This window comes from Sphingomonas sp., assembly GCF_048595155.1.
GTDB lineage: Bacteria > Pseudomonadota > Alphaproteobacteria > Sphingomonadales > Sphingomonadaceae > Sphingomonas_I.
This window is the reverse complement of record NZ_JBMDXN010000101.1, coordinates 36,833-48,653: the sequence shown is the minus strand read 5'-3', so window position 1 is coordinate 48,653 and position 11,821 is coordinate 36,833. Positions and strand designations below refer to the sequence as shown.

The following is an 11,821-nucleotide window of genomic DNA, read 5'->3' as shown; positions in this document are numbered from 1 at the left end:
CACGTCCGCCATAGTTCAGAATGTGACCTTGGCGCCAACCCAGAAGGTTCGGCCGTTATTATAGTAAGCCCGCGGGATCGTGGGATTGCCGACGAAGTAGAAAAGTTTGCGGTTGAGCAGGTTCTGCGCATCCACCGTCAGGGCGACCTCCTTCGTTACGTGCAGCAGGATCGAGCCGTCGAGTTGACCGAAATCGTCCTGCCACATTGGCAAGGCGCGATCGACACCAGAGCGGAACTTCGACCGGAAGGTGTAAGCCAGCCGCGCGCTCAGCAGGTCATTTTCGAAATAGCCGGTCAAATTGTAGGTGTGTTTGCTATTGCCGTCGATCGTGCCGCCGCCCTTGGCCTTGGCGTCGGCATAGGTGTAATTGGCGATCACACCGAAGCCCCACCACAGCGGCTGCTGCCAGTTGACTTCAAACCCCTGGTTACGACCACCCGCACCGTTGATCGGCCCGCTCAACAGGAAGTCTGCCCCCTGCGGATGTTGCTGCGTCACATAGAAGCGGGTGAAGCTTGCCGACGTGATGTAAGATTGGATATCCAGGTAGAAGAGGTTGACGGACAGCAACGCCTGCTTCCCATAATACCATTCCACGCCGGCATTATACTGCCATGCGCGTGTCGGCTTGAGCTTGGGATTACCGCCTGCGGTACCGGTCAAGCCAAGGTCGCTGAGCGTCACCGCACCCGCCAACTGGGCGTAACCGGGCCGGCTCATAACCTTGGCGACCGATCCTCGCAGCAGCAGGTCAGGCTGGACATTATAGGTCAGATTGGCGCTGGGCAGGATGTCCCAATAGCTGTTCTTCGTCTCCACCGTGCCGCACGTCGCGCAAAAGGACGTCACCGCATTCTGGTTGGGCGCGGTCGGCGAATATTGTAGCGACGTCTGGCGGGTATGCACGGCGCGCACACCGATATTGCCGCGCCAATCATTGTCGTTGCCCAGGTTGGCCATGGCATACGCTGCCTCCGTATTCTCCTTCACGGAGAAACTTGCCTGAGGATAGAAGTCGAATACCCGGCCGCCATTGGTGGCCAGTTCGGCCAGCGTCTTGTCCTGGTCCGCCAAGGAATAGCGCGGGAAATCATTGATCCCGTGGCTATAGTCGCCGGGGGTTAGCCCGCCGTCGAAGACGGTCCCCAGGCCGACCCCCTTCGTGCCCGAATAGAGGCCGTTGCCCGCCCATGAATAGGCTTCATAGTCCAGCGACCGCTTATGGTGCGTGTAGCGGCCGCCCACGCGGATCGACTTCAGAAAGCCATTATCCGGTGCCTTCCACTCGACATCGGCACGGCCATACAGCTCGCTATCCGGCGACTTGATTTTGCCGCCCCACGACCAGCTGTAATAGTTATTCAGATAGGCCTGCGAGGTGGGATCCGTGGGCAAGCCCGCATAAGCCACGTCCGCCGTCTTCCCGTCAAACGCGTAGGATACACCCGTATCCCAATAGGTTTCCCAGGCAAACGTATCCTTCGTTTCGCCGATACCCTTTGTATAGCCGCCCTCGCCGCTGATCGTCAGACTGTCGGTCGCATGGAAGGTCACATCGGCATTGGCGACCCAGGTCGACGAGAAAGCCTTGCGGAAGATATCATCCTGGACCCGGCCCTGGATCGCCGCGCCACTCGCGGTGGTCGGGTTGAAGGTCGCGGACGTGAGATAGCCGTCCGTGACCTTGTAGCTGGCGAGAGCATTATTCGGTCCGGGCGTCGAGTTGGCGCCGGCTATCCGGCTGATCCAAGCCATCGAATTGACGTTGATATTGTCGGCATCCATCCGCGTGTAGATACCGTTCAGGTTCACCTCGACCTTGTCGCCCTTATACTGCAGCGCGACCAGCCCGCCTTTGCGCACGCGCTGCTGCCGGAAATAGGAAGCGCCGATCAGGTTGGGCGCGGTGACGGTCTGACCGGTGCCGGCAAAATTCGTGTATGGCGCATAGCCTAGGATCTCCTGCCCATCGCGGCGGAAATCGCGCTTTTGATAGAAAGCGGCGCCGAGAACACCGAAAGTCCCTTCCGCGTTCTTCCAGCTCACCAGGCCGGAGACCTGCGGCGTCCATTTTTCGGCAAGGTCGTTATAGGCCGCTTGGCCCGTCAGCGTCACCGTGCCGGACGGCAAGTCGAGCGGCTTGCGGCTGTGCAGATTGACCGTGCCGCCAACGCCACCCTCGGGCAGATCCGCCTGGCTCGATTTATAGAGCTCAAGGCTACCCACTACTTCGGACGGCAACAGGCTGAAATCGAAGCTGCGGCCGCCATTCTGCTGATCGATCACGAACCAGTCGCCGGTCGCCACACTATGACCATCCAGCAAAGTGAGATTAAGGCTCGGGTCGGTACCACGGATCGAGATGGAGGAATTTTCGCCGAAGCCGCCAGCATTCGCCGAGCCTGTGACGACGTTCACTCCGGTCAGGCGGCCGAGCGAGTCAGCAACGTTCTTGTCGGGGAATTTGCCGATGTCCTGGGCCGTGATGACCTCGCTGACCATGTCGGAGCGACGCTTTTGATCGAGCGACGCTTGGATCGATGCGCGCAGGCCCGTGACGACAATCTCTCCACCGTCGCTGTCGCCGCGCTCCTGCGCGGGGCCAACCGTCCCGTTGATATCGCTCCCCGCCGCTTTACCTTCGGTGGTCGGCGTCGAATTGCTGGTTGCTGTGCTTTGCGTCCAGCTGGGCGTCGCGACCGACATCGCGATCAGACTTACCCCCAGCGCCAAAATGCCCTTACGATCCGTCACCATGCTAGAACTCCCCGTTGCCGCACGCCTGCACTAACAAGGCCAATGTATGACCAATACGCAACAAACCTGCGAATGCCGGAGCTCGATACATAGCCGATTCCAGTCATGGCACTCGGATTAGGGCCTAATGGTAACAAGATTGCAATACCAAAAATGCGGTCCGGAAAATTTTGGTATTGTGGTGGTATGTATATTACGGCAAGGAAGGCCATCTATGGGGCAGCAGATGTTCGTTGAGCGGGTCGGCCGCTTGTCCGCAGGTGACAGCGCGCCGCTCTATCTGCAGCTGCAGCGGGTGCTGCGGCAGGCGATCGAGACGCAAATTCTTTCGGCGGACGAGGCACTTCCCGCCGAGCGCGATCTGGCGAACGCTTTCGAGGTGTCACGAGTTACCGTACGCAAGGCGCTGGACGGACTTGTCGATGCTGGCCTGCTGACAAGGCGCCACGGTGCCGGCACGTTCGTCGCCACGCGGGTCGAAAAGAATTTCGCGACGATCACGTCGTTCACGGAAGACATGCAGGCGCGAGGCCGTCATCCCCATAGCGAGTGGCTTGCACGATCGGAGGGCCTAGTCACGCCGGAGGAAGCCATGGCGCTCGGCCTCAGCCCAGGCACACGCGTGTTCCGCTTCACCCGTGCCCGCTATGCCGACGATCAATCGATGGCGTTGGAATTTTCGACAGTGCCTGCCGATTGCCTGGACGCGCTGGATGCCGTCGAAGAGTCACTCTACGCGGCCCTTGGCGACGCCCGACCGGTACGCGTGCTGCAGCGCTTGCGAGCCGTCCTGTTTACGGCGGACCAAGCCGAGATGCTGGAAGTAGAAGCTGGCGCTCCCGCGCTCGAGATCGAGCGGCGTGGCTATGCCCAGGACGGCCGTACCGTGGAATTTACCCGCTCCCTCTATCGCGGCGACAGCTATGACTATGTCGCCGAGTTCGGCACGAGCGCCAGCTGATCCAGATGCTTGACCCTGAAAAAACCTTGATGTTCGCCGAAGCGCGCGAGGCCGCCGCCGTCCTGCGCCGGCAACAGGTACGCAATGCCGGCGCGATCACCGCTCTGGCGGAGCGATTGCGCCGGGAGCCGCCCCGGGCTGTGGTGACGCTCGCACGGGGAAGCTCCGATAATGCGGCAACCTTCGCGCGTTATCTGATCGAGACACGGCTTGGCATTCTTACCAGCTCTGCCTCCCCTTCCATCGCGTCGGTCTACGATGCCGCACCCGATATGACGGGCACGCTGCTACTCGCGCTATCGCAATCGGGGCGCAGCCCGGATCTGGTGGCGGCCGCGACCGCGGCCAAGGAACGCGGCGCCTTTGTCGTCTCGATCGTGAACGACGAACATTCGCCGCTATTCACGCTCGCGGAGGTTTAGATCCCATTGGTTGCCGTTGCCGAGCGAAGCGTCGCCGCCACCAAATCCTTCATCGCCACTTTGGGCGCGATCCTCCAACTTCTCGCGCACTGGAAAGCCAATGCGCCGATGCTGGCGACCGTGCAGGCTCTTCCCGACCTGCTCGATCGGGCCTGGGACGCGGACTGGTCAGCTGCGCTGGCGGTGCTGCAACCGGTCGGCCATCTGTACGTCGCCGGGCGCGGCCACGGCTTCGGTGTCGCCCAGGAAATGGCATTGAAGTTCAAGGAGACGTGTGGAATTCACGCCGAAGCGTTCAGCGCGGCCGAGATAAAGCATGGCCCGATGGCGCTGGTTGGGCCGCAATTTCCCGTTCTGCTGATCGCCCAAAATGACGAGACGGAAGACAGCGTGCGCACGCTGGCCGACGCCTTCACCCAGCGGGATGCACCCGTTCTGGTGGCCGGGATCAGCGGCAGTCCCGGCGTCCTGCTTCCGACGCTGGACGCGGACCCGCTGGTCCAGCCGATCCTGATGACCCAGAGCTTCTACAAGATGGTGAACAGCCTGTCTGTCCAGCGCGGCCATGACCCGGACCGGCCACCGACGCTGGCAAAGGTGACGGAAACCGTCTGATGGCGCTTGCCCTTGTCAATGGGCGGCTGATGCTGCCTGCCGGTGTGCGCGAAGACCTCTGTGTCATTGTGGAAGAGGGTCGGATCAGCGCACTGTCCGACGACGTGCCCGCCGGTGCCGAGCGCATCGATCTGGAGGGCAAACTATTGTTGGCCGGGTTCATCGACACGCAGGTCAATGGCGGCGGCGGTGCCCTGTTCAACGACGATCCCAGCGTGCAAACCATCCGTGTCATCGGCGCGGCCCATCGACGGTTCGGCACGACCGGCTTTCTGCCGACGCTGATCAGCGACGATCTGGCCGTCGTTGCGCGCGCGATTGAGGCTGTCGATCAGGCGATCGAAGACGGCGTGCCTGGTGTGCTTGGCATCCATATCGAGGGACCATTCCTTAGCCTTGCGCGCCATGGGATCCACGATCCCGAAAAGATCCGCAGGTTCGATGCGGAGGCGATCGAGCTGCTGTCTTCGGCCCGACACGGACGCACGCTGGTGACGCTTGCGCCTGAAGAAGTCGACCCGGCCGCCATTCAGGCATTGGTGTCGCGCGGCGTAGTGGTCGCGGCCGGGCACACGAATGCCGACTATGAGACCATCGTTCGTGCTGTAGATCATGGCCTGAGCGGCTTCACCCACATCTTCAACGCCATGTCTCCGCTGATGAACCGCGCGCCGGGTGTTGTCGGCGCCGCCCTCGATGACGACCGCACGATCGCGGGGATCATCGTCGACGGGCATCATCTCCATCCGGCGGCCGTGCGCATCGCGCTTCGCGCCAAAGGTGCGGAGCGGCTGATGCTGGTCACGGATGCCATGCCGAGCGTCGGGACAGATCGAACCGAATTCATCCTGCAGGGGCGTCGCATCCATGAAGAGGACGGGCTGTTGCGTGACGATCAAGGCGTGCTTGCCGGTTCGGCACTCGATATGGCGGGCGCGGTTCGCAACATCATGGCGCAGACAGGCGTGAGCCTGCGGGATGCCACGGCGATGGCATCCGCCGTACCGGCCCGGTTCATCGGCGTTGACGATGCGACGGGAAAGATCGCTATCGGGCTTCGCGCGGATCTGATCCTTGTCGATGGCGACCTGAACGTCGTGCGGAGCTGGATCGGCGGGCGGGAGCTCAGCGCGGCGTAAGCCGCAAGTGGGGAAAGCCCAGCATGGCAAGCCAGGCGAGGCCCATCCCGATCAACGGCAGCATGCCCGTCAGCAATATCAGCTGATCCAGCACACCTTCCGGCTGCACGGTGCGCGCGACATAGCCCGACGCCGACAGCAAGGTTCCAAACAGCGCCACCGCGATGCCTTGCGTTACCTTTTGCAACAGGGCTGCGATGCCGAACAGGAATACATCCATGCGTGGGCTGCCCTCCGGGCCGCCATGTTGCACGACATCGGGCAAGAGCGCCCAGAAACCGAAGAACAGCCCCTGGCCGCCCATGTAGAAAAGCGCGCAAAGCCACTGGGCGCTAGCCGCCTCTGCCGGGCGCGCCACCAGCAAGAGCACCATGGAGACGATGGCGACGAGCGCGCTCGCCTGCCACTGTCGGCGATGTCCGAAACGCGCGGCACAGGCCATCCATAGCGGAACCGCCACCACGCCCGCGATGGCCATGCCGGCCAACGCCGTCGAGCCGGCTGCTACGTCCCCCACCTGATATTTGAAGTAGTAAGGCACGGCGCGGGTGATCACGCCCATCGCCGCCGCTGCCCCGCAAATTCCCAGGTTGATGGCGAGGAAGGCACGATTACCAGCGATGGCAGCCGCAATCCCGCGCAGACGCACTGCCCCTCGCTGGGGAGCAGCGGCCGAAACAGGTGTACGCATTCCGCCGACGGCGAACAGCAAGACGCTCGCAACGATTGCCAGCGCCATCCCCACCACCGCATAGCCCCAGTCGGTGTAGCCCGTCTGCCCAACCCAATCGATGCTGGCCTCCGTGCCCGTTGCTACGACGAGCGCAGCGGCACCGCCGAGGATCATGCGCAGACCGGCGATACGCGAGCGGCTAAGACTGTCGGGCGCGACATCGATCGTAAGTGCGGCGTAGGGCACGTTCACCGCGACATAGAAGGTGCGGAACAGCATGTTGGCCACCAGTGCCAAAGCGATTAGCCAAGCGCCTTGGATCGGCACCGGAAGATAAAGCAGCACGAATGCCAGTGCTAACGGGATCGCGTAGAGGCGCACGAAAGCGCGAGCCCCCCTCCGATCGGCGGCAATGCCGATCAAGAGCCCGACAACGCCATCCCATATGGATGCTGCCATCACGATCAGCCCAGCCGCGGCGGCCGACATGTCGAGCGTATCTGTGTAGAAGAACAGCAGGTAGAAGCTGATGCTCTGCCAATAGAGATTGCAGGCGAAGTCACCGCTCGCGAAAAGCAGGCTCCTTCCCCACCCTAGCGGCGCGACTTCGCCGTCGGCTGCACGGCGGGTGAAAGCTACGCTGCGACTCCTGCAAGGCTGCCGACGCCGCCGGTCGTTCCGCGGACCACCAGTTCCGGCGTATAGGTTTCGATCGCCGCATCCTGGCTGGCGCCGTCGATCCAATCGGTCAGGCGTACAACCGCGCGGGACCCGATGTCAGCAATCCCAATGCGGGCGGTCGTGAGATCGAGATAACGGGCGATCGGCACATCGTCGAAGCCGGCAACCGCCACGTCCTCCGGTACGCGCACGCCCGCCGCCTTAAGAGCTTGCAGGCAGCCGACCGCCATCATGTCATTGGCCGCAAAAACCGCATCCACCTTGATCCCGCGTGCCAAGATTTCTTCGGCTGCCGCGCGACCGCTTTCCTCTTTGAAGTCGCCATAGAGGACGACGATCTGCGCATCGGGCGCATGCTGCGCCATGGCCTCCTCAAAGCCGGCCCGCCGCTCCCGCGCGTCGCCATTCCGTTCCGGCCCGGCGATATGGACGATCGATCGCCGACCGAGCTCCGCAAAATGCCGCGCGATCACAGCGGCGCCCACACGATTGTCGATCTGCACCGAGGGGCGGCCTGGAATCGCCCCGGCGGCGTTGAGGAAGATGGTCGGCAAACCGCGTGGAAGTGACGCGACCCATTCGTCAGACTGCATCTGCGGACACATGATCAGCAGCCCATCCACCCGCCCGTGCATGGCGCGCAGGACCTGCCCGGCCTGAACCGGATCGGGATGCATGTTGGACAGCAACAATTGCAGGCCATTGCGGGTCGCTTCGCGGTCCATGCCACGCACGATCTCAGAGAAAAATTCGCCGTGAAGATCAGGCAGGACCACTCCGATCGCATTCGATCGCGCCATGCTGAGGCTGCGCGCGCCCGCGTGCGGAACATAGCCAAGCTGATTGGCGACTGCGACGATGCGGGCCCGCGTTTCGGGCCGCACGCTCTTATGGCCGTTCAGTGCTCGTGAGACGGAGGCGACGGACAGCTGTGCCTGTCGCGCCACGTCGCGAATTGTTGCCTCCGCCATTATGCCCCATATCCTTACTCGCATGCGACGTCCGACCAGGCCGGGATACTCTCGCTGCGGAGGAAGGATGTAACCCGCCGCCTGATCGGGAACAAGCCGGGACCGTCAGACAGCCCCAGGCCCACGTCATCTGGGCATCTTCGCCGCCGTTACCTCGATCTCGACCAGGAAGTTGGGCCCGGCTAGCGCCGCTACCTGGATGGTGGAGCGGGCGACAGTATTTGGGTTCTCAGCGGTTCCGAAGAACATCTTGAAGCCGTCGTTCATGCCCGCAAAATCCATTTTGCCGCCAAGCGCCGGATCCCCCGCTACGAAAACCGTCATCTTGATGATGTCGGACATGGCATATCCGCGGCTCGCCAGGATCGTCTTGATCTTGGTGAGCGTGCTCACCGTCTGCGTCTTGGTGTCGCCATAGTCCGCCATGGTCAGCGTCGACGCCGGCTTGGCCGGGTCGATCGGGGCGGCCAATTGTCCGGACAGGTAGAGCGTGTCCGCTCCCGCCGGCACCGACACGCCCTGCAGGATCAGCGCAGGAGCGGTGCCCGGCGCCTTGAAGCGCGTAATCTCGGCAGCATGTCCCGTGCCCGTCATCAGCGCAGCTGCAGTCAGCAGGAGTAACCTCTTCATCATCATTCCTTATCCCGAAGAGAGGCGGCGTATCGCCGACACGCCGCCCCAAGATCGTGCCGCAGTTTAGAAGCGGAAGTCGATACGCGCGTAATAATAGCCGCCGTTAATACCGTAAGCAGAGAATGTGCTGGGCGCGTCATAGACGTTCCCGGCAGTAGAAAGCGTCGGCACCGGGCCGCTGTTCGGCACCGCCAACACCTTTGGCGGCTTCTTGTTGAACAGGTTATTCGCGCCGACCGAGAAGGTAAGGGTCTTGGTCAAATCGATGCCGACCTCCAGATCAGTCAGCGCTGCCGTTCCGATCTTGTTGCGATAATATCCCGTCGGCGTGCTCGTTGCGGTGACGGCGCCGCCATTCGGGCTGTAGAGTACGGAATGCTTGCCATAGAGGGTTTCGCGCGCGGTTACGCTGAACCGATCCAGCGACCAGTTGAGACCACCGATCACTTTGAAGCGCGGTGCGGAATGTTCCAGCAACGAAACAGAGGTATAGTCGAACAACCCTTGGGCCAGCGCCGCGTCGCTGATCTTCTTGATCTTGTTCTTGTTGTAATTGCCCGACAGGGTCAGGTTGAAGCTGCCATAATCGGACGGGATCGTATAACTGCCGGTGATATCGACCCCGTCCGTATTCGTATCCACGCCGTTGGTGAAGGCCGCTACGCCGACCTGCGTGACTGTGGGATCCAGCACGTTGCCATGCGCTGCGATCGCCAGCAGCACCGCTGGATTGTTGGTGGCGCCGCCCAACCCATAGATCGTCCCCGATCCGAAAATCCTATCCTTGATACGGATGTGATAATAATCGAGCGTGATCGTTGCGCGGTCCATTGGCCGCAAGACGAAGCCACCACTCAGGTTGAACGACTTCTCCGGTTTCAGATTGTTGAAACCGAGCAGCTTTGCCGCTTCGGAATTAGCCGGCAACTGGACGGTTGCAGAGGTCGGCGATACGTTCGTGGCCGAATAATATTGCTCGGCCTGCGTCGGTGCGCGGAAGCCGTTCGAAACGGTACCACGAATGGCAATCGCTTCTGACAAATCGTATCGAGCGGTCGCCTTGCCGATGACCTTGCTGCCGAAGTCTGAATAATGCTCGTAGCGACCCGCCACATCCAGCTTCAGCCCCTCCATCGGGGTCAAGGCAAGATCGATATAGGCGCTTTCGTTATTGCGGGAATAATGGCCTGCGTCGGTCGGCTGGAAGCCGGGATAGGATTGGCCGCCCTCCTTGTAGATCGCGGCCGGGTCGCCGCTGCCGATCGTATAACCGTTCCTGCGATATTCGCCGCCGAAAGCGATATTGAGCGGGCCGGCCATGCCGATATCGACTTCCTTGCTAAAGTCCGCGTTGAACGTCAGTTCGTCGTTGATGAACTTACCATTATAGAATTTCGTCGGGGTAAAATGTGTATCGACGTAAAGCGAGGCATTGGCTGAATTCTGGGTATAGATCTTGTCCTGGTCGCGCCCATAGGTGACGCTGAGATCCCAGTTAAAGCCGCTGAACTGACCCTTCGCCCCCCCGGTGATGGCCGCATCATCTTCCCGGAAAGCTTCCTGCGGATTGAAGCCCAGCGGGTTGAAGAGCACTTCCCCCGGCGTCGTAAGCGACCCTTGCACGCCCAGTACCGGAGAGCGGCGCACGCGATCTGGAACACGATAATTCTCGTAAGCCGCCGCCGTGCGATGGCTGTACGTACCGAAACTGTAGAGCTGCACCTCGCCGAAATCATAGCCGGCGTTGAAGCCGCCCTGCCCCAGCTTCGATTGCGGATCGCCGAAGATCCGGTTCACGTAGGGTGCGCCGGGCAAATTCTGATAGAGCGCGACTTGTTCGGGCGAAAGGCCGCTGGCCGTCGTGCGCACCGTCCCGTCGGGGAAATAGATACGGCGATCGATACCGCCGACCTGGCTACGTTGATGATAACGATACATCCCGGTCAGGTTGATGAAGCCGCTCTCGCCCAATTTGGTGCCCAGGTTGACGCTGCCCGACACGATCAAGCCGTCGCTTTTATAATATTGGCCGCCGGTTGCGCTGACGGCCCCACCCTCGTCGCTGTCCTTCAGGATGATGTTGATCACGCCCGCGATCGCATCGGAGCCATATTGCGCGGCTGCGCCATCCTCCAGCACCTCGATCCGCTTGATCGACGCCGGCGATATGAAGTCCAAGTCTGGAGCTGCACCGCCTTGTGTGACCCCTGCCAGCACCGCCAGGTTGGCAGTTCCGTGGCGGCGCTTGCCATTGACCAGCACCAATGTGTGATTGGGGCTCAGGCCCCGCAGTCGCGCGGAAAGCGTCAGCTGAGCCGTGTCGCCACCAAAGGCCGCGGCGTTGAATGACGGGACGAGCTGGGTCAGAACCTGATTGAGGTTGGGCTGCCCAACATGTTCGATCGCGTCCGCGCCGAGAAGCTTGATCGGGGTAGCGCTTTCCGCAGCTGTTATCCCGACCGCGCGGGTTCCCGTGACGATCACCTCGTCGTCCGCAGATGCACCGGCCGAATTAGAGGCAGGCGCCGCCGCTGCCGGCGCATCTGCCGCCCAGACCGCCTGTCCTGTTGCGATCGACCCCACAACGATCGCCAAGCGGGAAATCATGCCAATGCTCATCTTCATAATGCCCCCAGAGTAAACCTACGCCTCAGGAGCCTCTCGCTAGACACGATTATGAATATCGCTTTTATATGCTAAGCAAACGCAAAACCTCCTGCCCAAAAGGCATAAAGAAGCAACGACACTGACGCTTTTCAATTCCAACTGCAGCGAACAAAAATGTTCGCCTGTGATTCTGTTCTTATATCAGCAAAGCTATCCCAACTTTTGATTCGGGCAAATACAATATCAACTTTGCATCCAGTCCGGATTATCGCAGTAGTCCTAGTACCATTTCTGCAACATTTGCATCAGGCATGGATCGAGAACATTTCTCGTGACCCAACCATGCATGATTGTTCCGA

General features: G+C 61.3%; 9 protein-coding genes. 4 read left to right on the top strand and 5 right to left on the bottom strand.

Translation table 11 applies throughout. The features are described 5' to 3' along the window. Positions 1 to 15: 15 nt before the first annotated feature. Positions 16 to 2,760 carry a TonB-dependent receptor gene (locus ACOJSI_RS15175; RefSeq protein WP_420139138.1) on the bottom strand — a complete coding sequence of 915 codons (2,745 nt, stop codon included), beginning with the start codon at positions 2,758 to 2,760 and terminating at the stop codon, positions 16 to 18. A gap of 214 nt (positions 2,761 to 2,974) precedes the next feature. Here ACOJSI_RS15175 and ACOJSI_RS15170 point away from each other — a divergent pair, with 214 nt between their 5' ends. From ACOJSI_RS15170 to nagA, 4 genes are read left to right on the top strand one after another with little or no spacing between them, the layout of a single operon-like run. Continuing rightward, on the top strand, positions 2,975 to 3,721 hold the full coding sequence (locus ACOJSI_RS15170) for a GntR family transcriptional regulator (RefSeq protein WP_420139137.1): 747 nt from the start codon (positions 2,975 to 2,977) through the stop codon (positions 3,719 to 3,721). Positions 3,722 to 3,726: 5 nt separating this feature from the next. Next, positions 3,727 to 4,143 carry an SIS domain-containing protein gene (locus ACOJSI_RS15165; RefSeq protein WP_420139136.1) on the top strand — a complete coding sequence of 139 codons (417 nt, stop codon included), beginning with the start codon at positions 3,727 to 3,729 and terminating at the stop codon, positions 4,141 to 4,143. Between the two features lie 6 nt (positions 4,144 to 4,149). Further along, the gene (locus ACOJSI_RS15160; RefSeq protein WP_420139135.1) at positions 4,150 to 4,758 is read left to right on the top strand and encodes an SIS domain-containing protein; all 609 of its coding nucleotides are present in this window, start codon (positions 4,150 to 4,152) and stop codon (positions 4,756 to 4,758) included. Continuing rightward, complete coding sequence (gene nagA, locus ACOJSI_RS15155) at positions 4,758 to 5,897, top strand: N-acetylglucosamine-6-phosphate deacetylase (RefSeq protein WP_420139134.1); 1,140 nt, start codon at positions 4,758 to 4,760, stop codon at positions 5,895 to 5,897. Before ACOJSI_RS15160 ends, nagA begins: the two co-directional genes overlap by 1 nt. Here nagA and ACOJSI_RS15150 read toward each other — a convergent pair. The 4 genes from ACOJSI_RS15150 to ACOJSI_RS15135 form a co-directional block, all read right to left on the bottom strand. Continuing rightward, a complete protein-coding gene (locus ACOJSI_RS15150; RefSeq protein ID WP_420139133.1) occupies positions 5,884 to 7,314 on the bottom strand; it encodes an MFS transporter in 1,431 nt (476 codons plus the stop codon). The two genes, nagA and ACOJSI_RS15150, sit on opposite strands and share 14 nt — an antisense overlap. After that, positions 7,206 to 8,222 (bottom strand): LacI family DNA-binding transcriptional regulator, encoded by a 1,017-nt coding sequence (locus ACOJSI_RS15145; RefSeq protein WP_420139132.1) that lies wholly within the window; start codon positions 8,220 to 8,222, stop codon positions 7,206 to 7,208. The genes ACOJSI_RS15150 and ACOJSI_RS15145 overlap by 109 nt, the downstream gene beginning before the upstream one ends. A gap of 126 nt (positions 8,223 to 8,348) precedes the next feature. Continuing rightward, entirely contained in the window at positions 8,349 to 8,852 is a 504-nt protein-coding gene (locus tag ACOJSI_RS15140) for a RidA family protein (protein ID WP_420139131.1), read from the bottom strand. A gap of 66 nt (positions 8,853 to 8,918) precedes the next feature. Then, positions 8,919 to 11,480, bottom strand: a complete 2,562-nt coding sequence (locus ACOJSI_RS15135) for a TonB-dependent receptor plug domain-containing protein (protein WP_420139130.1) — start codon at positions 11,478 to 11,480, stop codon at positions 8,919 to 8,921. Positions 11,481 to 11,821: the final 341 nt, after the last annotated feature.